The sequence below is a fragment of the Streptomyces sp. NPDC005931 genome, from assembly GCF_042871235.1.
Classification (GTDB): Bacteria; Actinomycetota; Actinomycetes; order Streptomycetales; family Streptomycetaceae; genus Streptomyces.
On sequence record NZ_JBIAIG010000013.1, the window covers coordinates 2473 to 27937 of the forward strand.

Here is a 25465-nt window from a genome sequence, read left to right on the forward strand (position 1 = left end):
TGTGCTCGGTGGTCCCCGATGAGCCGCTCCGGGCACCTCTCCTGGACGGCGTGGTGCGGGTGCCGTCTTTGCGGAGAGGGCAGGATTCGAACCTGCGTGGGCTTTTTACGGCCCGACCTCGAGCTGTGCTCGGTGGTCCCCGATGAGCCGCTCCGGGCACCTCTCCTGGACGGCGTGGTGCGGGTGCCGTCTTTGCGGAGAGGGCAGGATTCGAACCTGCTTGGGCTTTTTACGGCCCGACCTCGAGCTGTGCTCAGTGGTCCCCGATAAGCCGCTCCGGGCACCTCTCCTCGTTACCGGCTTTCGCTCTTCCGTGCCGGTCACGTCAACAACATTGGCAGGGTTCCCTGACAGCCCGCTGACGCCTCTCTGACGTGCCGCGGAATTCCTGTCAGGTCTTTCCTCACGGATGGCCTCGGTGCTCTACTCGGGGCGAAAGCAACCGCTCCCGGAAGGGGAAAGGAAATGACCGCGACCACGACCGGAACCCCGGTTCTCGACGCGATACGCACGCACACCGCGAGTGCGAATCCAAGCGCATTCCTGGCGCTCAACAGCGGAAACAGCATTTTCACGATGCCCGGTGAGGACGGCATCGTGGTGTACCGCCGCACGGGCCGGTACGCCGTCCAGTTCGGCGGCCCCTTCGCGGCCGAGGACGCCTATGAACCCCTCCTCGACGGCTTCCGCCGGCACGTGCGCGAGGAGGGCCGCACCCTCGTCGGCATCCAGCTACAGCGCGCCGACGCCGAGCGCTACGCCCGCCGCGGTTTCACCGTCAACCAGGTCGGCGCCTCCTGGGCCGTCAGCCTGCCGGAGTTCACCCTGCGGGGCACCCGCTTCATGCAGCTGCGCAACAAGATCTCCCGGGCCCGCCGCAACGGCCTGGTGGTCCAGGAGGTTCCGGCCGAGGGCTGGCAGCAGGCGATCGCCGCGATCGACGAGGCCTGGCTCGGCTCTAAGGGCGGTGCCCGGCCGCTGGAGTTCCTCGTCGGCCAGATCGGCGGCGAGGTGCAGGGCCACCGCCGGCTGTTCAGCGGCACCATCGACGGCAAGCCGGTCGCGTACATTTCGTACTCACCGGTCTACGGGGACCGCGCCGGCTGGATGCACGACCTGAGCCGTCGCATCCCGGACGACTCGCCGGGCCTGATGGAGGCCATCAACGCGCACGCCATCGAGGTGTTCCGGGCCGAGGGCGTCGAGTGGCTGCACTTCGGCTTCACCCCGTTCACCGGCCTGGACGCCGGCCACGAACTCGACGGGCACAGCCCGGCGTTCCAGTGGCTGATGCACGCGTTGTGGGCCGAGGGGGCCGCGCTGTACCCCGCGCAGACGCAGCTCGCCTACAAGCAGAAGTGGGCCCCGGACCTGGTCATCCCGGAGTACGTCGCGTTCGACGGTCCTCAGGCCTCGCTCCCCGGATTCGCCCACGTCTTCCGTGCCTGCAACGCCTTCTGACGGGCCGGAGCAGGCCGCCTTCCACCCTTCACCGAACAGGAGCCGTCAGCGATGAGCACCATCCCCGAGCACACCACCGAGACCGCCCCCGAACCCACCTCCGGAGCCGCCGGCGAGCCCACGACCGAGACGCTCCAGCACGCCGTCGTCGAGCAGCTCATGGCTGTCATCGGCGCCCCCGACGACCAGGACGTGGCGCGCACCGCGGACGAGGCCGTCCGGGCGCTCGACGAGCGCCTGCGCACGGCCGCCGCCTGAACCGCCGCGTCGGCCACCGGTCAGACCGGTATCAGCGCCACATCAGCGCGGCGTCCCACGCTGGACACACGTTCGCCCGGTGGCCCGGGCGGCGGAGCAGCGCGTGCTCCGGCTGCCCGGGCCACCGGACGGGCATCGCCCGCGCGTTCCTGACCGCCCGCGGGAGCACTGTCGACTCGCGGCGCCCGCAGGTCCGCGGGGCAGCGGCGCCGCCGCCCGAACCGGGTACTTCTCCCAAGGAGAGCAACGCATGCAGCGTCCGCAGACACAACAAGCCGGCGCCGTCGCAGACGCCGGGCAGCGCACCGGGGCCTCGGCGTCCTTCGCCGAACTCCTCAAACGCGTCAAGGCGGAAGGTCTCCTCGACCTCGACCCGCGCTACTACGTGGGCCGCCTGGCCCTGAACACCACACTGCTGCTGATCGGGTTCGCCGCGTTCTTCACGCTCGGCGACTCCTGGTGGCAGCTGCTGACGGCCCTGTGGATGGGCCTGTGCGGTGGTCAGTCGGCCTTCATGTGGCACGACGCCGGCCACAAGGCCATGTTCCGTGGCAAGAAGGCCGCCTCCGCCGTCGGTTACATCCACGCCAATCTCATCAACGGCGTCAGCTACGGCTGGTGGGTGAACCACCACAACCGGCACCACAGCAACCCCAACCACCTGGACATGGACCCGGACATCGGCCGGCGCACCGCGATCTTCGACATCAAGCAGTATCCGAGCCGGCGCGGCACCCAGAAGTTCGTCGTGCGCTACCAGAGCGTGCTGTTCTTCGTGCTGCTCGTCCTGGAGAACTTCAAGATGCTGCGGACGGCCGTGGTGTCCATCGCCCAGGGCAAGACCAAGCGGCCCGTGCTCGAGTCGTTCCTGCTCCTGCTCCGCGCCGCCGTCTACCTCACCCTCGTCTTCACCGTGCTGTCCCCGGGGCTCGCGATCGCCTTCATCGCGGTGCAGCACGCCTGCCTCGGCATCTACTTCGGCATGATCTTCGCCCCCAACCACAAGGGCATGCAGGTCCGCGACGGCGACGAGGAGAGCCTCGACTGGCTGGAGCGCCAGGTGCTCACCTCCCGCAACATCCGCCCCAACCGGATGGTCGACTTCCTCTACGGCGGACTCAACTACCAGGTCGAACACCACCTGTTCCCCGCCATGCCGCAGAAGAACCTGCCGCGCGCCCGGGAGCTGACCCGTGAGTACTGCGCCGAGCGCGGCGTCCCCTACCACGAGGTCGGCTTCTGGGCCTCGTACAAGGAGGTCGCCTCCTACCTGCACGAGGTCAGTGCGCCCGTGCGCCGAGGTGACGTGGAGGAGGAGATCCGGCGGGCCGCCCGGGCCGCCTGACCCGGCTCCCGCCTTCCGCTCCGTGCGCGTTCCCGGCGTCACCTCCTCGCCACAGCCCCGGATCCCCGGGCCGCTCGCCCGGGCCGGCCGGCGGCCCGGGCGGTTCCTCCCCAGGACTCAGCAGTACCAAGGAGCCTCCCCATGTCCCAGACCACCACGGCGCCGAGCGGCCTCGCCGATCCCGCCGCGATCGGGGTCCGGCTGGACCGCATGCCGATCACGCCGATGCACCGCAGACTCACCGCGGTCATCGGTGTCGGCCTGCTCTTCGACACCTTCGAGAACAACCTCTCCGGCACCATCGCCAAGGTGCTCCAGGACGACTTCGCCTTCGGCGCGACCGAGCTCAAGCTCGTCCTGGCCTCCGTGTTCATCGGTCAGTTCATCGGTTCGCTGGTGCTCGGCCGGATCGCCGACCGGTTCGGCAGGCGCCGGGCCTTCCTGATCAACCTCGCGATCTACTCGGGCTTCTCGCTGCTCGGCGCATTCTCCCCGAACGCGACCTGGCTGATCGTCACCCGTTTCCTGGCCGGCGTCGGCATCGGCGCCGAACAGGTCCTGTCCGACTGCTACCTGGCCGATGTGCTGCCCGCCAAGCGGCGCGGCCGGTACATCGCCTGGGCCTACACCCTCGCCTTCTGCGGTGTCCCCGCGGTCGGCTTCGCCGCGCTGTGGCTGGTGCCGCTGACCCCGCTCGGCGTGGACGGCTGGCGCTGGCTGTTCGTCATCGGCGCGCTGGGTTCGGCCGTGGTGTGGGTGCTGCGCCGCGGGCTGATCGAGTCACCGCGCTGGCTGGCGTCCCAGGGCCGCGTCGCGGAGGCGGAGGAACTGGTGCAGCGGATGGAGGCCCAGTCGTCCGTGCGGCACCTCCCCGCCGCGGGCCCCGAGGCGCCGCAGGCCGCCGCCGAACAGCCCCGTGTCAGAGACGTGTTCCGGCCCGGCATGCGCCGGCGCACCGCGGTCCTGTGGATCTTCTGCGTGCTGTCCGTGGTCGGCTACTACGGCTTCGGTACGCTCGCCCCGCAGATCCTCGCCGCCAAGGGCTACGACATCGTCGCCGGCCTCGGCTTCACCGCGTTGTCCTTCCTGGGCTACCCGATCGGCTCGGCGCTGGCCCTGCCGATCGTCGACCGCATGGAGCGCAGGATCCTCGTGGCCGCCTCCGCCACGGCGATGGTCGTGTGCGGTCTGGGCTTCGCCTACGCCGGATCACCCGTCCTCATCGTGGCCTTCGGCATCGCCTACACGCTGTGCAGCAACGTCTTCTCCAGCGTCTCGCACGTCTATCTGTCCGAGCAGTACCCCACCGCCATCCGCGCCACCGCCTCGGGCGCCGCCTACTCGCTGTCCAAGCTCAGTGCGGCCGCCCTGCCGTTCGTCCTGCTGCCCGTTCTCGAGTCCCACGGCCCCGGAGCCCTGTTCGCGGTCATCGCCGTCGCCATGGCCGCCCTCGCCGCCACCGTCCTGACGCTGGGCCAGCGGACCACCGGAGCCCCGATCGCCGAGACCCCGGTCTCAGCTGACTTCCCCGTCCAGAAGAGGAGTTGACGATGGCCTACGTCATCGGTCTGCCCTGTGTCGACGTCAAGGACCGCTCCTGCGTCGACGAGTGCCCCGTGGACTGCATCTACGAGGGCCGCCGTGCCCTGTACATCCATCCCGACGAATGCGTCGACTGCGGGGCCTGCGAGCCGGTCTGCCCCGTGGAGGCCATCTGCTTCGAGGAGGACGTGCCCGCCGAGTGGGGCGACCACACCGGTTCCAACGCCGCCTTCTTCACCGGCCTCGGCTCGCCCGGCGGCGCGGGTGCCCTCGGCGCGCTCGACCACGACTCCCCGCTGGTGCGGGACCTCCCCGAGGCGGTGGCCCGGACATGAGCGGACTCCTCGCAGGCAAGCGCGTCCTGGTGACCGGAGTCGTCACGGACGCCTCCATCGCCTTCCACGCGGCCCGCATCGCCCAGGAGGAGGGCGCCGAGATCGTCCTCACCGGCTTCGGCCGGCTCTCCCTGATCGAACGCGTCGCCGCGCGGCTGCCCAAGCCCGCCCCGGTGATCGAGCTGGACGTCACCGACCAGGGCCACCTGGACACCCTCGCGGACCGGGTCCGGGAACACACCGACACCCTCGACGGCCTCGTGCACTCCATCGCCTACGGGCCGCAGGGCGCCTTCTCCTTCCTCGACGGCGACTGGGCGGACGTGTCGACGGCGGTGCACGTGTCGGCGTACTCCCTGAAGGCGCTCACCACCGCCTGCCTGCCGCTGATGGAGCCGCGCGGCGGCTCGGTGGTCGGGCTCACCTTCGATGCCGCCGTCGCCTGGCCGCACTACGACTGGATGGGCGTCGCCAAGGCCGCGCTGGAGTCGACAAGCCGCTACCTGGCCCGGGACCTGGGCGGACGCGGTGTCCGCTGCAACCTCGTCGCCGCCGGGCCGCTGCGCTCCATGGCCGCCAGGTCCATCCCCGGCTTCCAGGAGCTCGCCCGGGTCTGGGAGCACCGGGCACCCGCCGGCTGGGACCTCAGCGACCCGGACCCGGCCGCGCGCGGGGTGGTGGCGCTGCTGTCGGACTTCTTCCCCCGCACGACGGGGGAGATCCTGCACGTGGACGGCGGCGTGCACATGATGGGTGCGTGAGCCGACCGCATGCACGAAGAGGGGCGGGATCGGGACGGCGTCCCGGCTCCCGCCCCTCTCGCGTCCGTCACCCGGTCGCACCGCCCGGCAGGATCCGGCGGAAACCGGTGTAGGGGACGAGCGCCTCCGGCAGCAGCACCGAACCGTCCTCCTGGACGCCCTGCTCCAGCAGCGCGGCGACCGTGCGGCCGATCGGCAGCGCCGAACCGTTGAGCGTGGCCGCCGGCGTTCTGCGGCCGTTCGGCCGCCTGACCCGGATGTCCGCGCGGCGGGCCTGGAACGTGCCGCAGTCGGAGACGGAGGAGATCTCGCGGTAGGCCCCGCTGCCGGGCAGCCACACCTCGATGTCGTACGTCATCCGCGCCGAGAAGCCCATGTCGCCCGCGGGCAGCAGGACGACGCGGTGGGCGAGTTCGAGACGGCGCAGGCACTCCTCGGCGTGGTCCACCATCAGCTCCAGCTGTTCCTGCGCGTCCTCGGGGGCGCAGACGCGTACCAGCTCCACCTTCTCGAACTGGTGCAGCCGCAGCACGCCCCGGGTGTCCCGGCCGTACGCCCCCGCCTCCGCGCGGAAGCAGGGGGTGCGCGCGGTGAAGGCGTACGGCAGCTCGCGGGCGTCGAGGAGCTGCCCGGCCACCAGGTTGGTCAGCGGCACCTCGGCGGTGGGGATCAGGAACAGCTCCCGGTCGCCGACCCGGGTGCGGAACAGGTCCTCCTCGAACTTGGGCAGCTGCCCGGTGCCGGTCATGGTGTCGCGGCCCACCAGGTACGGCACGGACTGCTCGGTGTAGCCGTGCTCCCGGGTGTGCAGGTCGAGGAAGAAGTCGCCGAGTGCCCGCTCGAGGCGCGCCCCGGCCCCGCGGGCGACGCTGAACCGGGCACCGGACAGCTTCGCCGCCGCCGTGGCGTCCAGGATGCCCAGCGCCTCACCGATCTCGGCGTGGTGGCGGGCCCCCTCCACCGGACGCGGCGCCGGGCCGCCCCGGCGTATCTCCACCGCCTCCTTCTCGGAGTCGCCGTCCGGGACCGAGTCCAGCGGCACGTTGGGGATGGACAGCAGCAGATCGGTCAGCCGGGCGGAGGCCGTACGGGCGGCCTCCTCGGCCTGCTGCACCTCGGCGCGCAGCGCCCGGGCGGCCTCCTTCTCCGCCTCGGGCGGCGGTCCGGAGCGCCGGGCCTTCGCGATGCGGTTGAGCTCGGTGCGCAGCCGTGTCACCTCCGCCTGCGCGTCGGTCCGCTCGCGCAGCGCGCCGGCCAGCGCGGCCGGGTCGAGGTCGTAGCGACGGCGGGCCAGCCGGCGTACCGTGTCCGGCCCGTCCTTCAGCAGCTCGTGGGTGTCGTGCATGGCTGACTCCTGACATGTGGGGCGAGGTGGTTGCGGTGAGGAGGAAGGCGGCCGGCACGCCCGCCGGCCGTCGCCGGGGACGAACGCGAGCGGTCCTGCCGTGGACGAGCGGCAGCCGCCCGCTCGTGATCCGTGCGGGCGGCTGCCGGTGCGTCGCGCCACCGGGGCGCGTGTCCCCCGTCCTAGGCCGGCGCGATGGCCAGCGCCGTGTTCTGGCCGCCGAAACCGAGGGAGTTGCTCAACGCGAGGTCGATCGGCATGGACGTGGGCGTCTGGGCGAGCTTGATCTCGATCCTGGGGTCGGGCATGACGAGACCCGCGATGGGCGGGACGAGGTCGTGCTCGACGCTGAGTACGGTGAACGCGGCCTCGACCGCGCCTGCCGCGCCCAGCAGGTGTCCGGTGACTCCTTTCGTGGAAGTGACCAGCGGATCCCCGCGCAGGGTCCGCCGGATCATGCGCGCCTCCGCCAGGTCGTTCAGCGGCGTCGACGTGCCGTGGGCGTTGACGTGCTGCACGTCGTCCGGGTCGGCGCCGGCGTCGGCCAAGGCCGCGCGGACCGCCGCCTCGATGCCGACGCCGTCCGGATGCGGCGACGTCATGTGGTGGGCGTCGGCGGTGGCGCCGTACCCGATGATCCGGCCGTGGACGTGGGCCCCGCGGGCGCGGGCGTCCGCGATCCGTTCCATGACGAGGATCCCGGCGCCCTCACCGGCGACGAATCCGTCCCGGTCGGCGTCGAACGGGCGGGACGCGGACGCCGGATCGTCGTGCCGCTTCGACAGCGCGCCCATCTGGGCGAAGCCGGCCATGACCAGGGGAGTGACCATGGCCTCGCTGCCGCCCGCCAGGACGATGTCGCAGCGGCCGAGGGCGAGCAGATCCCGGGCCGTCCCGATGGCGGTCGCGCCCGAGGCGCAGGCGGTGGCCACCACCAGGTTGGGCCCGGTGGCACCGAACTCGATGGCTGTCTGCCCGGCCAGCATGTTCGGCAGCTGCATGGGCAGCAGCAGGGGCGAGACCCGGTCGGCGCCCTGGTCGCGCAGCACATGGTGCTGCTCCTCGACCGTGCCCGGGCCGCCGTCGGCGCAGCCCAGCACCACGCCCACCCGTGCCCCGTCCCACGTCTGGGGGTCGAGGCCCGCGTCGGCCACCGCCTCGTGTGCGGCGACCAGTGCGAACTGCACGAACCGGTCCAGACGGTGCGCCCGCCGGGCGCTGAGCAGTCGCTCCGGGTCGAAGCCGGGTACGCGGCAGGAGATACGTACGGGGTTGTCCGCCAGCACCGGATCGAGGGCGGCGGCCGGCCTGCCGTCGCAGACCGCCGCCCAGCTCGGCCCGACCCCGATACCGCCCGGGGTGACCAGGCCGAGCCCGGTGACGGCGATGTCCATGGCGGCCATCAGACCGTCGCGCTCCGCTCCTCCATGAGCCGCACCATGTCGGCCACGGTCTCAGCCTCCATCAGGTCGTCGTCACTGATGTCCAGGTCCAGCTCGGACTTCAGCAGCAGCGACAGCTCCACCACGGCCAGCGAGTCCAGCTCGATGTCCTCCCGGGTGGCCTCCGGGCTGATGGCCTCGGGCGACACCTTGAGCTTGTTGGACAGGATTTCCTTGAGCTGCTCCAGCATGTCGGTTCCTTTCGAAAGTGAACTCGAAGGTGTACGCACCCCGTGTACTGCTCGAGTCGGGCGGGCCCGTGCGGGTGCCTGTCCGCTCGACGGGTGAGCGACGATGTGTCAGAAAACCTGGAGCGCCGGCCAGACCAGGGTGGTAGCGCCCCAGGACAGCCCGCCGCCGAACGCGGTCAGCAGCAGCCGGTGCCCGGCGCCGAGCCGGCCGTCCGCCGCTGACTCGGCCAGCAGCAGCGGCAGGGAGGCGGCCCCCGTGTTGCCGACCCTCTCGATGTTGCTCAGCCGGTGCTCGTCGGGGATGCCCAGCCGCTCCGAAACGGCCTCCAGGATGCGGGCGTTGGCCTGGTGCGCGGCGAACCGGTCGACGTCGGCCGGCCGCCAGCCCGCCCGTTCGGCCGCCTCGGCCGACGTGGCGGCCATGGTCTCCACCGCGTGCCGGTACGTCTCCCGGCCCAGCATCCTGAAGTAGTGGTCCTCCGGTGCCGCCGGCCGCCCGGACGACCGCTGCCGGGAACCCCCCGCGGGCACCTCGATGAGGTGGCTCAGCCCGCCGTCGCTGCCCAGCACCATCGGACCAATGGCCCCGGGCTCGTCGGCCCGGCCGGCGCGCAGCACCACCGCGCCCGCGCCGTCCGCGAAGATCACCGCGGTGGTGCGGTCCTCGGGGTTGATGATCGTGGTGAACGCGTCCGCCGCGATCAGCAGCACACTCGGGACGACCCCGGCCGCGATCAGCCCCGCCGCACTGGCCAGCCCGTACAGGAAGCCCGAGCAGACGGCGGCCACGTCGAACGCGGGCACCTTCCCGAGCCCGAGCCGGGCCGCGACCTGCGGTGCGGTCGCCGGGCACGGCTGGTCCGGGGTGGTGGTGGCCAGCACCACCGCCCCGGCCCGGTCGTCGCCCGCCGACTTCAGCGCCCTCAGGCCCGCCTCCACCGCCAGGTCGCCGGTCGAGGTGCCGGGGGAGACCATGTGGCGCCGGGCGATTCCGGTGCGCGACCGGATCCACGTGTCGGAGGTGTCCAGCCGCCGGGCCAGGTCGTCGTTGGTCACCACGTCGGGCGGGACGTACGACCCGATGCCGCAGACGACGGCGGCCCGGCCGGTGCTCATGCGCCCGCTCCGGGACTGCTGAGGACCTCCAGCGGCAGGCCCATGTACTTCATGCGGGCCTCGGCCATCTCGTCGGTCCACTGTTCGGCCATGTCGTAGCGCTGCTCCGGGGTGGTGTCGAGCATCCGCACACCGGGCCAGATCTCGTAGTCCCCGATCCGGTCGGCGTGCTGGAGCATCCCCTCCTGGAACAGTTCCTCACGGTGGATGACGAACTCACGGTCGGGGATCTCGTCCCACAGCCGCACGCCGGCCCGCAGGATCTCCAGGAGGCGCGGCCGGTACTCCGGGTGCGCCGCCGCGTGATCGCGCAGGATGGTGCTGGCGACGGTCAGATGGCGGATCTCGTCGATGGCGGTGCCCCGGGAGATCTCCCCGGTGGCCGGGGACAGCGGAGTCCACTTGCGCTCGCTCAGCTCCGCCGCCGGGGCCAGCACACCCTCGATGACGATCGCGAACACCGCCACACCGCCGGGGAAGTCGGCCTGGTCGCGGACGATGTCCAGGGTGAAGTCGACCACCGGGTCCAGGACCCGCTTGCGGTAGTCCCCGGCCATCTCGTCGATGTCCTTGAGCAGCGTGTCCGCGGGCATGCCCAGCTCCACCAGGTGGTTGCGGAAGACCCTGGCGTGCCGCGCCTCGTCGAGCAGCTGGGTGGCGTAGAACTCCATCTCCGGGACGCCGGGCGCGATCGACACGTAGTGGCCGAGCAGCCGGGTGGCCAGCTCCTCCGACAGCCCGCGGAAGCCGAACTCCAGCACCAGCGCCTCGCGCAGCGGACCGGGTTCCTTCAGGAAGTCCGGCACGATCGCGTTCTCGTGGTGACCGGTCACACCTCGATCGCGCAGCGTGCCCTGGGCCACCGAGGTGATCCAGTAGGCGAGGTCGCACTCCTCGGGGCCGAGGGTGAGCTCCTTCGCACCGTCCAGCAGACCGGGTGCCTCGTCCCAGTCCGCCTCGGGAGCCACGGGTGCGGTCATGATGCGGTGTCCTCCTTCGCCGGGAGCAGGGAGCCGGCGTACAGGCCGCCGGCATAGCTGAACAGGGGGAGCCCCACGTCCGCCGTGGCGCGCACGACGTGGCCCAGCAGCAGCTCGCTGTCGCCCGCCGTGTGCGCGGAGTGGAAGCGGCAGGTGTAGTGGGCGAGCGCCCCCGTGATCAGCGGGGCGTGCGCGTAGGAGTCCGCCGTCCAGGACAGGCCCGCGAACTGGGCGCTGCCGTCGGGGCGGCCGCTGTCGGCGAACCGGCGTGCCACGTCGGCCTGCTCGGCGCCCAGCACGTTGATCACGAACCGTCCCTCCTCGGCGGCCAGCCGGGCGAACGCCGAGCCCGCCCGCAGCACCATGCCCACCAGCAGCGGCTCGCGCGACACCAGGGTCACGGTGCTCGCGGTGGTGCCGTGCATCCGGTGCTCGGGCCCCGTCGTCAGCACCGACACGGGGGAGGCGAGGTGGTACAGCGCCCGCCGCCGCTCGGCCGGGTCCTGCCGCACGGGGCGCTTCGTCCCCGCCGGGCCGCGGGCCACCGCGGCCGGCGCCGGATGAGCGACCGCGCGCAGGTCCGTTGCCACGCTCATCGCACGGCCTCCCGCTCACGCGCCGGACGCGCCGGGACGTGCCCGACCGGCACCGGGTCCGCCGCGTGCCCGACCGGCTTGGGGGTGGGCAGGCCCAGGTCGTCCAGGAGCCGCAGATAACCGGGCTGGCGCACCGGCTCGAAGGGCAGTGCGAAGGACTTCATGAAGTTGCCGAACAGGCCGCGGTCGCCGAAGAGGTGGAACGGCAGCACCAGCAGTGCCCACTCCGGCTTCACCAGCCAGCACCACAGCGCGGCCACGGCGCCCTGGGTGATCAAGCTGTGCATCACGTTGTACAGGACGTAGTACGCCTTGTGGATCGGCCGCCCGCCGCTGCGCCGGAAGGCGATCGCGCCCGGGATGTAGCCGATGAGGTCGATGTAGAGGAACAGCCCGATCGCCGGGAGCCAGCGGATCTCGTCGAAGTGGGCGATGATCAGACCGGTGGTGACGGCCAGACCCACCAGGTACTCGGCGCGGTGCAGTGAGAACGTCCGCGGTGTCTCGAAGGGGTTCGCCTGGTCCATTGGTCAGCTCCTCGGCGTTCCTAGGCGCCGACGGCGGCGGGCGTGGTCAGTTCGATGCCGCCCTGGATGCGGGTGGCCGGGAACAGGCCGGTCAGTGCCCAGGCGACGGTCTCCTTGATGACCCGTTCGGCGATCGGGTCGAGGATGCCCTCCAGGCTCGGGATGCCGAAGTCGAAGTCGGCGTCGAAGCGGACCGCGACGTCGTCGCCGGCCTGCGTGATCGACCAGGTCCCCGAGAAGGAGTCGAAGTCCCCGTCGCTCTGCTCGAAGCGGATCTCGCCGCGCTCCGGCACGACGGTGTCGTCCTCCGTCCAGCGCAGCAGGCCGCTGCGGAAGTGCAGCTCCCAGCTGGAGGAGGGGTTCGCGTCGGGGTAAGCGGCGTGCACGGTGGTCGCGTTGACGTGGGGCGCCAGGTCCGGGTACCGCTCCCAGCGCCGTACGGCGTGCAGGACCGTTTCGGCCTGCTCCGCGGGTATCAGGGCATCGAGTTCTACGTGCCGCACGATCAGTTACCGCCTTCCGGCATCTTGGCCGCGCCCCGTACGAGGTCGCGAGTGGCCAGGTCGAAGGAGTTGAGGAGGAGCTCCACGTCGGTGTCGCCGAGCACGGCGGGCGGGGTGAACCGCACCACCGAGCTGCCGTTCATGGAGTGGTTGGCGACCACGCCGTGGTTGAACAGTTCGATCAGCAGCTCGCCGGCCAGTCCGGCCTCGACGAGCTCCACGCCGATCAGCAGGCCCCGGCCGCGCACGTCCACCACCAGGTCGGGGATGTTGCGGTGGGCGATCTCGGTGATCCGCGGCAGCAGCCGGGCCCCGAGGTCCATCGCCCGGGTGACCAGGCGCTCCTCCTTCACCGCCCGGATGGCGCCCTGGACCGCGGCCATCAGCACGGGCTGACCGGAGAAGGTGGCGGTGTGGACGTAGGGGTCCTTGTCGAAGGGGCGGAACGCCTTGCGGGTGGCGACGGCCGCGGACACCGGCATCACGCCCCCGCCGAGTGCCTTGCCGGTGAGCAGGACGTCCGGGACGACGCCCTCCACGTCCGCGCCCCACCACTCGCCGAGCCGCCCGAAGCCGGACTGCACCTCGTCGAGGATCAGGAACCCGTCGTACTCGCGGACCAGTTCCTCGACCCGCTTGAGGTAGCCCTTGGGCGGGATGATCACACCGCCCTCGCCCTGGACCGGCTCGAGGATCACACAGACCTCGCCCGGGTGGGCGGACAGCTCCGCCTCCAGGGCCTCGGCGTCGCCGTACGGCAGGTGCAGGAAGTCCGGCACCAGGGGGCGGAACGGCCGCTGGTAGACGTCCTTCGCGGTGGCCGACAGGGCGCCCAGGGTCTTGCCGTGGTAGCCGCCGCGCATCGACACCGTCCGCTTGTAGCCGTTCGCGCGGGCCAGCTTGAGCCCGGTCTCCACCGCCTCCGCGCCCGACAGCCCGAAGTGCACGCGGTCCAGGCCGGGCGGCAGCACGGAGACCAGCGACTCGGCCGCACGGGCCACGGTCGGCTCCAGCAGGATGCGGGTCGCCGTGGGGTGGGTGCGCAGCTGGCGCTCCACCTCCTCCATCACGATCGGGTGGCGGGCGCCCATGACGAACACGCCGTAGCCGCCGGCGTTGAGGAAGCGCTCGCCGTCGCTCGTGGTGAGCCAGGCGCCCTCGGACGCCACCTCCATGTGGCTGCCGAACAGCTCGGCGAGGGTGGCCCGGCCCTTGCTCAGGTGGGCCCGGTACAGTCCGAGGATCTCCGCCTCGGCCTCGGCGGACGATGCCGCGGGTGATTCCTGGATGACGGTCACGTGTCGCTCACTCCAAGGGTGTGGGGAAGTCGGGACGCCCGCTCAGGTCAGGACCAGCGCGTCCCCGGCGAAGTACCGCAGCAGCGGTTCGGCGGCGGCGGCGCGGGACGGCGGGTGGAAGGCGAGGGCGCGCAGCGCGGCGCCGGTCCGGGCGGGCGCGGAGTTGTTGATGAAGTCCGAGCCGCCGAGCAGCTCCAGGGCGCGCGAGGCGATGTCCGGCAGGGCGTTCTGCACGGCGTAGCGGGCCACCAGGACACGGGCCACCGACTCCTCGTCGCCCGGCTCCAGGCCCGTCGCCCGGGCCACGCCCTCCAGCAGCGCGACCGCGGCCTCCATGTCGACGGCCAGGGCGGCCCGTTCCGCGGCGCTGCCGCGCTCCCGGTCCAGCACCTGCTCCACGAGCGCCATCGCGCCGCCCGCGTACCCGGCGGAGATCAGCATCTCGAACCACACGAAGCCGGCCGACTGAAGGTCGTCGAGGCGGTGCGGATCGTCGGCGCCGGCCCGCACCACCATGTCGGCCGGCACGAACACGTCCTCCAGCCGCACCTCCTCGCTCTCCGCGCCCGCCAGCAGCTCGTTGCCCCAGAACGGGTGCACGGACAGTCCGGGCGCGACGGCCGGCACCAGGGCCAGCGCGAGCTCCGGCTCGCCGCCGTCCTCGCCGTGGATGGCGACGCTCGCGGTGAGCAGGCTCATCGAGTGGGCCAGGCTGCAGGGCTTCTTGGCGCCGGTGAGCAGGAAACCGCCCTCGACCGGACGCGCGGTCACCGCCGGCTTGAGGATGTTCTGCGCCGTCCGGCCCTCGGCCCAGCCGGAGGCCATCACCTGCTGGTCGTACACGATCCGGTGCAGCAGCGCGGTCTGCGCGTCGGTGAGCCGGCCCGACTTGACCGCCAGCGCGTAGAGCATCGCGGCGGTGAAGTGGTGCATCGACACGGCCGCGACCAGCGAGGGGGACACCGCGCCCAGCGCCAGCTGCACCCGCAGCGCGTCCAGCGGGGCGGCGCCGTGGCCGCCGTACTCCTCCGGTATCAGCAGACCGACTCCGCCGTGGATGCGGAACAGGTCGATCACCGGGCTGCCGGGCCGCTCGCGCTCGGCATGGGGAATCTGCTCGAGTTCCTTGAGCAGCCCGGGATGGAACTGCTCACAGACGGAACGGGCGGTGTCGAGGGAACGCATGGAAAACCTCCGGAAGGAACGTGCGGGCCCGCCGTCAGGCGCCGAACACCGCGTCGTACGGGCTGACGTCGCGGGCGATGCTGACCCCCTGCACGTGCGACGTCTTGAGCATTGGGTAGTTGGCCTCGCCGAAGGCTCCGCCGGTGCGGCCGGTGCCGCCGTGGCTGGGCAGGTACGGCAGGAAGCCGATGTGGGAGTCGTTCACCTTCAGCAGGCCGCCGTTGACGACCCGGCGCACGAAGGTCTCCACGACGTGGTCGGAGCGCGACCACAGCGAGTTGCGCAGCCCGTAGTCGTTGCTGTTGACGAACTGGAGGAACGCCTCCAGGAGGGCGTCGTCGTTGTCGCGCTCGGCCACCACGACCGGGACGAGCGGGAAGAACGTCTCCTCGCGGACCACGTCGTAGGTACGGGCCCGGTCCAGGCCGTCCACCCGCACCACGGTCGGCTGGAGGAAGACGCCCGTCTCCGACACCGTGCCGTCCAGCTCCATGCGGTTCCCGCCGGTGACCAGCTCGGCGCCGTTGTCCAGGGCCTGGCGCAGCAGCCGGAAGAAGCGCTCGCTGCGCCGCACCGGCGACAGCAGTACGTCCTCCTCCTCGGGCAGGCCCGGCTTGATGCCCTTGACCTGCTCCTTCACCTCGGCGATGAGCTCGTCGGCGACGTCCGGGTGGACCAGCACGTAGTTGGGCACCATGCAGATCTGGCCGGATCCGTAGAACGCCTCCGTGATGGCCTCGGCCGCCCACTTCAGGTCGGCGTCCTTCCACACCACGATGCCGTCGTTGCCCGCGAGTTCGAGGATCGGCTTCTTGCCGTGCGCCACGCACTGCTGCTCGAAGCGCAGGCCCTCCTGGCTGCCCCCGATGTAGAAGATGTCGTTGATCAGCGGATCGGCGATCCAGCGGTCCAGGGTCTGCTTCGGGTTGCTGCACACCGCGTTGAGCACTCCCGCGGGCGCGTCCAGCTCCTCCAGCAGCGGAGCCACGATGTCGCGCAGCAGCCACATGGTGCTCAGCGCGATGCTGCGCGGCGCGCGCACCACCACGGCGTTGCCGGCCATCAGCGCCAGTACGCACAGCGCGGCGCTGGGCAGCGGGGCGTTCTGCGGCGGGTTGAAGGCCACCACGCCGTCGGGCTGGCGGTGCAGCACCAGCGTGCGGCCGGCGTACTCCTTCTCCACCCGCATCTGCTTCGCGTACCAGCGCAGCGAGCCGGGCGCGTAGATCTGGAGCAGGCAGCTCAGTTCCCAGCGGGCCAGCTTCACCGGGTGCGACTCGGAGACCAGCATGCGCAGGAACTCGTCCTGGTGCTTGATCAGCTCCTCGCGGAACCGGATGCCCAGGCGCATCCGCCGCTCCAGCGGGACGGCCGCCCAGTCGGGCGCGGCGGCCGCGGCCGCCTGCGTGGCCAGGTCGATGGCGTTGTCGTCGGCGACCGCGCAACGCCCCACGACGTACGGGTGCCTGGCAGCCTCGGACTCCGGGTCCTGCTCCAGAGCGCGCTTCAGGCTCACGCTGGTGAACACGTCTTCCAGCAGGGACCGGCCGCTGACGGTGTAGACCCACCCGTCCCCGGCGACGTCCTTGCCCGCGACATAGAGGTCGTAACTCTTGAATCGGGAAGGTGCCTCGGCACTCTCCTCCTGCGCGGATTCGCGAAGCATTTTCTGCCTTTCGGATACGGCGAGTGGATTCGGCCAGTGGATTTCTTGGAGCACTGCGAGCCTGGCAGCGGAATCTGACCCCGTGCTGACACCCCGCTGACCGCGCCGATCCGGCCGGCCGCAGCGCCGCCGTGCGCCGTCAGCGGGGCGTCAGCCGGCGCTGCTTGCATGACCGCATGTCACCCGTCGACAGCACGATCCAGCGGCTGCGCGACCTTCCGCGCAGCGAACTCGCCGAGGAAATCGAGACGCTCGTCCTGCAGAAGTTCAGGACCGTCCTGCTCATGGAGGACTCCGAGGACCTCCCCCTCGACATCAGTTACTTCGATCTCGGACTCACCTCACTGCGGCTGACCGAGATACGGCAGAGCCTGGAACAGCTCCTTGACCTGTCGATCAACGTCAACGTGCTCTTCAACGAGCCGACGATCGCCCATCTCGTGGACCACCTGACCCAGGCCATCCAGGAAAGCTGAGGAGTCGCCCCATGCCGCGTACGGAATCAGAGCAGGCGCCCGAGCCGGTCGCGATCGTCGGAATCGGTCTGCGGTTCCCCGGCGGCAGCGGCTCGCCCGACGAGTTCGACGCCTTCCTGCGGGAGGGCCGCAGCGGAATCGGCCCCATCCCCCGGGACCGCTGGGACGTCGAGGCGTTCACGCCCGAGGGGCCCGACGACAAGGGCAAGATCCGCGCCTCGGCCGGAGGGTTCCTGGACCGCATCGACCTGTTCGACGCCGCCTTCTTCAACATCTCCCCGAAGGAGGCGCGCTACATGGACCCCCAGCAGCGGCTGCTGCTGGAGACCGCCTGGCAGGCGCTGGAGCACGCGGGCATCGACCCGGCCCCGCTGCGCCGCGGCAACGGCGGCGTGTACGTCGGAGCCAGCTCCATCGACTACGCCCTGGAGCTCGACTCCCTGCCGTACGAGGAGCTGGACGGTCATCTGGCGTCCGGCATCACCATGTTCCCGCTGTCCGGCCGGCTGTCGTACTTCCTCGGCTGGCGCGGCCCGAGCATGAGCGTCGACACCGCCTGCTCGTCCTCCCTGGTCGCCCTGCACCTGGCCGTGCAGGCGCTGCGCGGCGGCGAGACCGACATCGCGTTGTGCGGCGGCGTCAACGCGCTGCACCACCCGCGCATCCCGGTGATGTTCTCCAACGCCCAGATGCTCTCCCCGGACGGACAGTGCAAGACCTTCGACGAGGCGGCCGACGGCTACGCGCGGGCCGAGGGCTGCGGCGTCGTCGTCCTCAAGCGGCTCTCCGACGCCGAGCGGGACGGCGACCGGATCCTCGCCCTGGTCCGCGGCACCGCCGTGGGCCAGGACGGCGACAGCGCCGGCCTGACCGTGCCCAACGGGCCCGCCCAGGAGAAGGTCATCCGCAGCGCCCTGACCGCCGCCCGCCTCGGCCCCGAGGACATCCAGTACGTCGAGGCGCACGGCACCGGCACCCCGCTGGGCGACCCCATCGAGTTCGGCGCCATCGGCGACGTGTTCGCCGAGTCCCACACCAAGGACCGTCCCGTCGTGGTCGCCTCGGTGAAGACCAACCTCGGCCACATGGAGCCCGCCTCCGGCATCGTCGGCGTCATCAAGACGGTGCTCCAGCTGCGCTCCGGCACGATCTACCCGCACCTCAATCTCGACACCCCCTCCGGGCGCATTCCGTGGGACCTGTACCCGCTGCGGGTGCCCACCGCGTGCGAGCCGTGGGAGGCGGACGTCAGGCGGGCCGTGGTCAACAGCTTCGGGTTCGCCGGGACCATCGGCGCGGTCGTGCTGGAACAGGCTCCCGAACAGGCTCCCGCGACGCACCCCGAGCAGGCTCCCGCGGTGGACGCCACGGAGGCCGCACCGCTGTTCACCCTCTCCGCCAAGAGCGCTCCCGCGCTGCGCGAACTCGCCGCCGCCTACCGCCGGTCCCTCGACGAGCGGCCCGAGCTGCCGCTCGGCGCCCTGTGCCGCACCGCCAACGTCGCGCGCACCCACCACCCCTACCGCGTCGCCGCCCCCGTCGCCGACCGCGCCGCGCTCGCCCGTCTCCTGGACCGGGCCGCCGAGGCCGAGCACGAGGGCCCCTCCGGCCTGCGCAAGACCGCGTTCATGTTCACCGGCCAGGGCTCCCAGTACGCCGGCATGGGCGCCGCCCTGTACGAGGCCCTCCCCGTCTTCCGCGCCCGGGTCGACGAGTGCGACCGGCTGTTCGCCGGGCACCTCGGCCGTTCCGTGCGCGAACTGCTGCTCGGCACCGCCGCCGACCCCGGGGCGATCGACCGCACCGAGTACACCCAGCCGGCCCTGTTCACCCTGGAGTACGCCCTCGCCCAGCAGTGGATGGCCTGGGGCGTGCGACCGAACGTGCTCATCGGGCACAGCATCGGCGAAGTCGTCGCCGCGGCCGTCGCGGGCCTGTTCAGCCTGCCCGACGCCGTCCGGCTGGTCGCCGCCCGCGCCCGGCTGATGCAGGCCGTGCGCGCCGAGGGCGGCATGGCCGCCGTCGCCGCACCCGTCGAGGACGTCGCCCCGCTGCTGCAGGGCCGCGACGACCTGGCGCTGGCCGCGGTCAACGCCCCCGACCAGACGGTGGTCTCCGGTGCCACCGCCGCCCTCGACGAAGTCGTCGACATCCTCACCGAGCGTGGCGTCCGCGTCGACCGGCTCACCGTCTCGCACGCCTTCCACTCCCCGCTCATGGCCGAGGTGTACGACGACTTCCGGGCCGCCCTCGACGGCATCACCTTCCACGAGCCGACGATCAGCCTCATCTCCAACGTCACCGGACGCCTCGCCAGGTTCCGGGAGATCGGCGACCCCGACTACTGGGTGCGGCACATCGGCGAACCCGTCCGCTTCCTCGACGGCATCCGCGCCGTCGCCAAACGCGGCCGGCACGCCCTGATCGAGATCGGCCCGCAGGCCGCGCTCACCGCGCTGGCCCGGCGCGGCATCCAGGCCGAGGACCACCTGTGGCTGGCCAGCCTGCGCCGCCGTGACACCACCACCGCCACGACCCTCACCGCGCTCGCCGACTACTACGCGGCCGGCCTCACCGTTTCCTGGCAGGGCTACCACGCCGACCGCCCGGCACCCGCCCGGGTGGACCTGCCGACCTACGCCTTCCAGCGCAAGCGCTACTGGCTGCCCTCCGCCACTCCCCGCCGGTCCGCCGCCCGGTCCGTCGCCCGGCACCCGCTGCTCGGCACCGAGGAGCGCTTCGCCAGCGGGGTGCGGGAGTTCACCGCGGAGTTCACCGCCGAGGACCTCGGCGCGCTGGCCGACCTCGCCGACGGCGGCCGCACGACCCTGCCCGCCGGTGCCTACGTCGACCTGCTGTTCGCCGTGCAGGACGCCGTCCGCGGCCACACCCGCTCGGCCGTCCGGGACCTGAGGCTGCTCGCCCCGCTGGAGCTGCCCGCCGAGACCGTGACCGCGCTGACCACCCGCTGGCGGCCGCGTCCCGACGGCAGCGCCGAGGCTGAGGTGTTCACCGTCGTCGGCGGCGAGGAGAACCTGCACGCCACCGCCGTCGTCGCGGCGGAACGCGAACCCGTGGTCCCCGTCTCGGAGCTGGCCGAGCTGGACGCCACCCTGCCCCCGGCCGGACAGGAGATCGACGACGAGGACATCTACACCGACCTCGCGTCCGTCGGCCGTCCCCAGGGTCCGCGCATGCGTCTGCTGGTGCGCGCCGCCCGGCACGGCGACGGCCTGGTCACCGGCGAGCTGACCGGCCGCGACGCCACCGCCGTCGAGCACGTCCCGGCGGAGCTGCTGGAGGCCGCCGTCCAGGCCCTGGTCGTCCTGGACCCCGAGGGCCCGGTGTTCGTACCGCGCGAGATCGCCTCCGTACGGCACTTCCGCAAGCCGCGCGGGGAGGCGCTGCGCGTCCTCGCCCGGGTCCGCGGCGAGCAGGACCGGCGTCTGGCCGACGTGATGCTGCTGGAGAACGGCGAGCCCGTCGCCGAGCTGCTCGGCGTCCGCATGGCCCGCCCCGAGGGCCGCACCGGCCGCCGGCAGTTCCTGCACCGTCCCGAGTGGGTGCGCCGCGGTCTGCCCGCCCGCGAGGGCGGCCCCGCCCGGCACGTGGTGCTGCTCGACCCGTCCGCCGCCCGCGCCGCCGAACTCGCCGGTGAGCCGGGCCTGAAGGTGACCTGGCAGGCCGACCTCGCCGACCTCAAGGCCGTCCTGGAGGACCCGACCGTCACCGACGTCTGCCGCGTCTGGCACCGGCGACCCGGGGAGATGTCGGCGGAGCGGCTGCGCGCCGAGTGCGAGGACAACTACCGCGAACTGCTCGTCCTGCTCGGCGCGCTGGAGGCGTCCGGCACGGCCCGGCCGCCCCGGCTGTGGCTGGTCACCGAGGGCGCCCAGTGGCTGCCCGGCGACCCGGCCGGCGACGGCGGCCACCTCGGCGCCGCCACCCTGTGGGGCTTCGGCCGGGTGCTGCTCACCGAGTACCCGCAGTACCGGACCACCCTCGTCGACCTCGCCCCGGGCAGCGGCCTCGCCCCGCTGGCCGACGAGTGGCGCGCCGAGCCGCCCGGCGAGTACCAGGTCGCCCACCGTCCCGGCCGTCGCTATGTGCGCCGGCTGCTCGCCGGGGACACCACCCTGACCTGGAGCGGCGGCTTCGAACTGCGCGCCCCCGAATCCGGCGACCTCTCCGACCTCGCCCTCGCCCCGGCCACCGGCCTGGCCCCGGGGGCCGACGAGGTCCAGGTCCGTGTCCACGCCGTCGGACTGACGGCCGAGGACGCCCGCACCGCCCTCGACTCCGGCCGTGCGGAACGCCTGGAGGACGTCCAGGCCGACGAGGAGCCCCCGCCGCTGCTCGGCAGGCTGGCCCGGGGCACGGTCCTCGCCGCCGCCGACGGCACCGGTTTCGCCCCGGGCGACGAGGTCCTCGTACGCCACGACGGCACGTTCCGCTCCACGCTCACCGTCCCCGCGCCGGCCGTCGTCCACGCCACCGGATCCCCCGACGACGCCGCACCCCGCTTCCGGCTCGACGAGACCGGCGAGGCGCTGCGCACCGCCCTGTCCGACCCCACCGGGCCGGCCTGGGTGACGCTGCCCGACAACCCGGGCGAGGAGCGGGCCGACCACGTCGAGGAGGGCCCGACCCGGCTGCGCGCCGACCGCACCTACCTGGTCACCGGCGGTCTGGGCGGCCTCGGTCTGGTCACCGCCCGCAAGCTGGCCGCCCTCGGTGCCCGGCACCTGACCCTGGTCAGCCGCAGCGGACGGGCCACCGAGGAGGCCGCGCAGGTCCTCACCGACCTCGCCGCGGACACCGAGATCGAGGTCGTGCGCGCCGACATCTCCCGTCCCGAGGACGTACGGCGCATGGTGCGGCAGCTCGCTGCCGGGCCCCGCCCGGTAGGCGGGATCGTGCACGCCGCGGGCTCCTACGACAAGAAGCTGATCTCCGAACTGACCTGGGAGTCGATCGACGCCCAGCTGGCCGCGAAGGCGTACGGCGGCTGGCTGCTGCACGAGGCCGCCGAGTCCTCCTTCCCCGAGCTGGAGTTCTTCGTCGCCTACTCCTCCATCGCCTCCGTCCTCGGCGGCGCCACCCAGGGCCACTACGCCGCCGCCAGCGCGGCCCTCGACGCCCTCGCCGAGTGGCGCGGCCGCCGGGGCGTGCCGGGCCTGTCGGTGAACTGGGGCGCCTGGGCCCGGGTCGGCATGTCGGCCCGCCTGGAGGAGCACCTCAGCCAGGAGATCGAACGCAGCGGTGTGCGCTTCTTCTCCCCGACCCGGGCCCTGGACACCCTCGCCCGGCTGTGGGACCGGCCGCGCACCCAGCGGATCGTCGGCGAGTTCGACTGGGACCGCTACGTCGCGGGCAGCCTCACCGGCGACCTGTTCTACGACCGGCTCGCCCGGCAGGCCGCCGACACCGACGGCACCGGCATCGACCTGGCCGCGCTCCCCCCGGCCGAACGCCTCGCGGCCGTCACCGGCGTGGTCCGCGAGAAGGTCGCCGCCGTCCTGCACCTGGAGGAGGGCGACGAACTGGACCCGAACGCCGAATTCGTCTCGCTGGGCCTGGACTCCCTGATGGCCCAGCAGGTCAGGTCCGGTCTGGAGCAGGCCTTCCGGCTGCCCCTGCCGGCCTCCCTCACCCACGACCACCCCACGGTCCGCGCGCTGGCCCACTTCGTCGACGGGCAGCTCGCCCCGGCGCCGGCCGCGTGACACACGCAAGGGACGGGAGAACCACGATGTTCGACATACCGAGGGAGCGCTGGACGCTCCACCACTCCGCCCGGGCCCACGCCGGAAGCCGCCCGGACCACCCCGCGATCATCTGCGAGGGCCGCGTCACCACCTACGCCAAGCTCCACCGCGACAGCAACCGCGCCGCGCACGCCCTGCGCGCCTCCGGCGTCCGGCGCGGAGACCGGGTCGCCTACCTGGGCCGGGAGTCGGAGAACTACTACCTGGTGATGATCGCCTGCGCCAAGGCGGGCGCGGTGCTGGTCCCGGTCAACTGGCGGCTCACGCCGAACGAGGTGGACCACATCCTGCGCGACTCCGGCGCCGCCCTGCTCTTCGTCGACGACGAGTTCTGGGACACCGTCGCCGCCGTCCGCCACCAACTGCGCGGGCTCCAGAAGGTGGTCCGCGTCGACGGCACCGACGCCGACGGCGAACCCGCCCGCGGTGCGGGGCTCCCCGCCTGGGCCGCCGACCAGCCCGACACCGAGCCCGCTCCCGGGACCGGTCCCGACGACGCGGTCGTCCAGATCTACACCAGCGGCACCACGGGCCTGCCCAAGGGCGCGGTCCTCGCCCACCGCAGCTTCTTCACGCTGCCGCACGCCAGCCGCGAGCACGGCGTGGACTGGATCGACTGGCTGCCCGACGACGTCGGCCTGATCTCCCTGCCCGGCTTCGGTGTCGCCGGCATCGGCTGGTTCCTGCACACCTTCAACGCCGGCGGCACCAATGTGATCATGCCGCAGTTCGATCCGCAGGAGGCCGTGCGGCTCATCCGCGCCCACCGCGTCACCACCACCTTCGCCGCCCCGGCCATGCTCCAGGCGATGGCGGCCGAACGCGGCGCCGGACCCGAGGCGTTCGCCTCCCTGCGCAAGATCGCCTACGGCGCGGCGCCCATGTCGGAGACGCTCCTGAAGCAGTGCCTGGAGACCTACGGCTGCGAGTTCGCGCAGATCTACGCCAGCACCGAGACCGGCAGTGTGGCCGTCTGCCTGCCGCCGGGGGACCACCACCCCGGAAGCACCCGGCTGACCTCGGTCGGCAGGCCCTGCCCCGGAAACGAGATCAAGGTGATCGGCCCGGACGGCGAAACCCTCCCGCCCGGGGCCATCGGCCAGATCTGCGTCCGGGCGCCCTCCCGGATGCTCGGCTACTGGAACCTGCCCGAGGCCACCGCCCGCACCCTGGTGGGGGAGTGGCTGCACATGGGCGACGCCGGCTACCTGGACGAGGACGGCTACGTCCACCTGTGCGACCGCATCAACGACACGATCATCGTCGCCGGGCAGAACATCTACCCGGCCGAGGTCGAGAAGGCGCTGGCCGCCCACCCGTCGGTGGCCGACGCGGCCGTGGTGGGTCTGCCCGACGACCGCTGGGGCGAGAGCGTGCACGCGGTGGTCGTGCTCAGGCCCGGCACCAGCGCGACACCCCGGGAACTCCTGCTGTCCCTGCGCGGCCGGATCGCGGACTACAAGATCCCCGGCACCTACCACTTCACCGACTCCCTGCCCCGCAACCCCTCCGGCAAGATCCTGCGCCGCGCGGTGCGGGAGCGACTGGCGACGCCGGCCAGGGACCCCCTGAAGGCAACGGTCGTCTGACTGCACCGCTCACCGAGAAAGGAAACACGCCGCATGCCTTCCCACTCCGCCGAGCCCCCACTGCAGATCGGCATTCTGCTGCCGACCCGGGAACAAGCCATCAACGGCACCTACGCGGCAGCCCCGCTCCTGGACTTCGCCAGGACCGCGGAAGCGCTCGGCTTCGACTCCGTGTGGGCCGGTGACTCCCTCACCGCCCGCCCCCGCCTGGACCCGCTGGTCGTGCTCTCCGCCGCCGCGGCGGCGACGCGGCGCATCACGGTCGGCACCGCCGCCCTCACCCCCGCCCTGCGCCACCCCCTCATCGGCGCCAACATGATCGCGAGCCTCAGCCACGTGGCCGCCGACCGGCTGATCCTCGGCCTCGGTTCGGGCTTCCCGATGCCGGAGACCCAGGAGGAGTTCGCCTCGGTGGGTGCCAGTTTCGAGGGGCGGGTGGGCCGCCTGGACGAGATCACCGCGCTGTGGCGCACGGCCTGGCGCTCCGGCGAGGAGGGGGAACCCGCCGACTTCCAGGGCCGCCACTGGCAGGCCGAGCGGCTGGACCGCCTTCCCGCGCCCGCCGTCGCCGGCGGTCCGCCCCTCTGGCTCGCGGGCAGCGACACCCCCCGTGTCCTCGCCCGCGCGGCGACCCGCTACGACGGCTGGCTGCCGTTCCTGCCGGACACCGACGCCTACGCCCGCGCCCGGCACCGCATCGGCGAGCTCGCGGAGGAGGCGGGCCGCGGTGCCCACGCCGTCACCCCCGGCCTGTACGCCACGGTCACCGTGAACAGCAGTGAGCGTGCCGCCCGGGACGAACTCGAGCACTACATCAGCCACTACTACGGCCGCTCCCTGGAGCAGATGCGGACGATCCAGGCCTACGCCTGGGGCAGCGCCGAGAAGTGCGCCGAATGGCTCGGCGGTTACGTCCGCGCCGGAGCCCGGCACCTGGTCGTACGGATCGGGTCCCTCGACCCCGAGCCGCAGTTGAAGGAGATCGCCGAGGTGCTGCTGCCCGCGGTACGCGCCCTCGGTCCGTCCACCACCGTTGGGAGTACGCAGTCGTGACCACCGCCATCGGCACCATAGGCCGGCA

At 72.4% G+C, this 25465-nt stretch carries 21 protein-coding genes and 2 pseudogenes; 10 read left to right on the forward strand and 13 right to left on the reverse strand.

Annotated features, from left to right (window positions below; translation table 11 throughout):
• Positions 1 to 71: 71 nt before the first annotated feature.
• Both ACFYOV_RS25980 and ACFYOV_RS25985 read right to left on the reverse strand, forming a co-directional pair.
• A pseudogene (locus ACFYOV_RS25980) lies at positions 72 to 166 on the reverse strand.
• A gap of 29 nt (positions 167 to 195) precedes the next feature.
• A pseudogene (locus ACFYOV_RS25985) lies at positions 196 to 290 on the reverse strand.
• Between the two features lie 175 nt (positions 291 to 465).
• Here ACFYOV_RS25985 and ACFYOV_RS25990 point away from each other — a divergent pair.
• The 6 genes from ACFYOV_RS25990 (at position 466) to fabI (ending at position 5702) form a co-directional block, all read left to right on the forward strand.
• Positions 466 to 1461 carry a DUF2156 domain-containing protein gene (locus ACFYOV_RS25990; protein WP_389091270.1) on the forward strand — a complete coding sequence of 332 codons (996 nt, stop codon included), beginning with the start codon at positions 466 to 468 and terminating at the stop codon, positions 1459 to 1461.
• 51 nt (positions 1462 to 1512) lie between these two features.
• Entirely contained in the window at positions 1513 to 1719 is a 207-nt protein-coding gene (locus tag ACFYOV_RS25995) for a hypothetical protein (RefSeq protein ID WP_389091272.1), read from the forward strand.
• A 250-nt stretch (positions 1720 to 1969) separates the two neighbouring features.
• Positions 1970 to 3064: a fatty acid desaturase family protein gene (locus tag ACFYOV_RS26000; protein WP_389091275.1), complete on the forward strand. Its 1095-nt coding sequence runs from the start codon at positions 1970 to 1972 to the stop codon at positions 3062 to 3064.
• A 141-nt stretch (positions 3065 to 3205) separates the two neighbouring features.
• Entirely contained in the window at positions 3206 to 4612 is a 1407-nt protein-coding gene (locus ACFYOV_RS26005) for an MFS transporter (RefSeq protein WP_389091277.1), read from the forward strand.
• 2 nt (positions 4613 to 4614) lie between these two features.
• On the forward strand, positions 4615 to 4941 hold the full coding sequence (gene fdxA / locus ACFYOV_RS26010) for a ferredoxin (RefSeq protein ID WP_389091279.1): 327 nt from the start codon (positions 4615 to 4617) through the stop codon (positions 4939 to 4941).
• Positions 4938 to 5702 carry an enoyl-ACP reductase FabI gene (fabI, locus tag ACFYOV_RS26015; protein ID WP_389091281.1) on the forward strand — a complete coding sequence of 255 codons (765 nt, stop codon included), beginning with the start codon at positions 4938 to 4940 and terminating at the stop codon, positions 5700 to 5702. Before fdxA ends, fabI begins: the two co-directional genes overlap by 4 nt.
• Before the next feature lie 67 nt (positions 5703 to 5769).
• Here the strand turns inward: fabI and serS are convergent, their stop codons facing one another.
• The 11 genes from serS to ACFYOV_RS26070 form a co-directional block, all read right to left on the reverse strand.
• Complete coding sequence (gene serS / locus ACFYOV_RS26020) at positions 5770 to 7047, reverse strand: serine--tRNA ligase (RefSeq protein ID WP_389091283.1); 1278 nt, start codon at positions 7045 to 7047, stop codon at positions 5770 to 5772.
• A gap of 182 nt (positions 7048 to 7229) precedes the next feature.
• Positions 7230 to 8450 carry a beta-ketoacyl-[acyl-carrier-protein] synthase family protein gene (locus tag ACFYOV_RS26025; RefSeq protein ID WP_389091285.1) on the reverse strand — a complete coding sequence of 407 codons (1221 nt, stop codon included), beginning with the start codon at positions 8448 to 8450 and terminating at the stop codon, positions 7230 to 7232.
• Positions 8450 to 8680, reverse strand: a complete 231-nt coding sequence (locus tag ACFYOV_RS26030) for a phosphopantetheine-binding protein (RefSeq protein ID WP_389091288.1) — start codon at positions 8678 to 8680, stop codon at positions 8450 to 8452. The genes ACFYOV_RS26025 and ACFYOV_RS26030 overlap by 1 nt, the downstream gene beginning before the upstream one ends.
• A gap of 108 nt (positions 8681 to 8788) precedes the next feature.
• Complete coding sequence (locus tag ACFYOV_RS26035; protein ID WP_389091289.1) at positions 8789 to 9796, reverse strand: beta-ketoacyl-ACP synthase III; 1008 nt, start codon at positions 9794 to 9796, stop codon at positions 8789 to 8791.
• Positions 9793 to 10776 carry a VlmB-like protein gene (locus ACFYOV_RS26040; RefSeq protein WP_389091292.1) on the reverse strand — a complete coding sequence of 328 codons (984 nt, stop codon included), beginning with the start codon at positions 10774 to 10776 and terminating at the stop codon, positions 9793 to 9795. The genes ACFYOV_RS26035 and ACFYOV_RS26040 overlap by 4 nt, the downstream gene beginning before the upstream one ends.
• Positions 10773 to 11372 carry a flavin reductase family protein gene (locus tag ACFYOV_RS26045; RefSeq protein ID WP_389091294.1) on the reverse strand — a complete coding sequence of 200 codons (600 nt, stop codon included), beginning with the start codon at positions 11370 to 11372 and terminating at the stop codon, positions 10773 to 10775. The genes ACFYOV_RS26040 and ACFYOV_RS26045 overlap by 4 nt, the downstream gene beginning before the upstream one ends.
• Positions 11369 to 11899 (reverse strand): hypothetical protein, encoded by a 531-nt coding sequence (locus ACFYOV_RS26050; protein ID WP_389091297.1) that lies wholly within the window; start codon positions 11897 to 11899, stop codon positions 11369 to 11371. The genes ACFYOV_RS26045 and ACFYOV_RS26050 overlap by 4 nt, the downstream gene beginning before the upstream one ends.
• Positions 11900 to 11919: 20 nt before the next feature.
• Positions 11920 to 12402, reverse strand: coding sequence for a type II toxin-antitoxin system RatA family toxin (locus ACFYOV_RS26055; protein WP_389091298.1), 483 nt, complete (start codon positions 12400 to 12402; stop codon positions 11920 to 11922).
• Positions 12403 to 12404: 2 nt separating this feature from the next.
• The gene (locus ACFYOV_RS26060; RefSeq protein ID WP_389091301.1) at positions 12405 to 13700 is read right to left on the reverse strand and encodes an aspartate aminotransferase family protein; all 1296 of its coding nucleotides are present in this window, start codon (positions 13698 to 13700) and stop codon (positions 12405 to 12407) included.
• Positions 13701 to 13742: 42 nt separating this feature from the next.
• Complete coding sequence (locus ACFYOV_RS26065; RefSeq protein ID WP_389091304.1) at positions 13743 to 14885, reverse strand: acyl-CoA dehydrogenase family protein; 1143 nt, start codon at positions 14883 to 14885, stop codon at positions 13743 to 13745.
• Between the two features lie 34 nt (positions 14886 to 14919).
• Positions 14920 to 16551 carry an aldehyde dehydrogenase family protein gene (locus ACFYOV_RS26070; protein ID WP_389091306.1) on the reverse strand — a complete coding sequence of 544 codons (1632 nt, stop codon included), beginning with the start codon at positions 16549 to 16551 and terminating at the stop codon, positions 14920 to 14922.
• A gap of 176 nt (positions 16552 to 16727) precedes the next feature.
• On the opposite strand from ACFYOV_RS26070, the gene ACFYOV_RS26075 reads away from it, so the two are divergent.
• Genes ACFYOV_RS26075 through ACFYOV_RS26090 form a run of 4 tightly spaced genes read left to right on the forward strand, consistent with a single transcriptional unit; the run spans position 16728 to position 25437 of the window.
• A complete protein-coding gene (locus ACFYOV_RS26075) occupies positions 16728 to 17027 on the forward strand; it encodes an acyl carrier protein (protein ID WP_389091308.1) in 300 nt (99 codons plus the stop codon).
• A gap of 11 nt (positions 17028 to 17038) precedes the next feature.
• Entirely contained in the window at positions 17039 to 22753 is a 5715-nt protein-coding gene (locus tag ACFYOV_RS26080) for an SDR family oxidoreductase (RefSeq protein WP_389091311.1), read from the forward strand.
• A 26-nt stretch (positions 22754 to 22779) separates the two neighbouring features.
• Positions 22780 to 24384, forward strand: coding sequence for a fatty acid--CoA ligase (locus ACFYOV_RS26085; RefSeq protein ID WP_389091314.1), 1605 nt, complete (start codon positions 22780 to 22782; stop codon positions 24382 to 24384).
• Between the two features lie 33 nt (positions 24385 to 24417).
• Positions 24418 to 25437, forward strand: coding sequence for an LLM class flavin-dependent oxidoreductase (locus ACFYOV_RS26090; RefSeq protein ID WP_389091316.1), 1020 nt, complete (start codon positions 24418 to 24420; stop codon positions 25435 to 25437).
• The last annotated feature ends 28 nt before the right edge of the window (positions 25438 to 25465 follow it).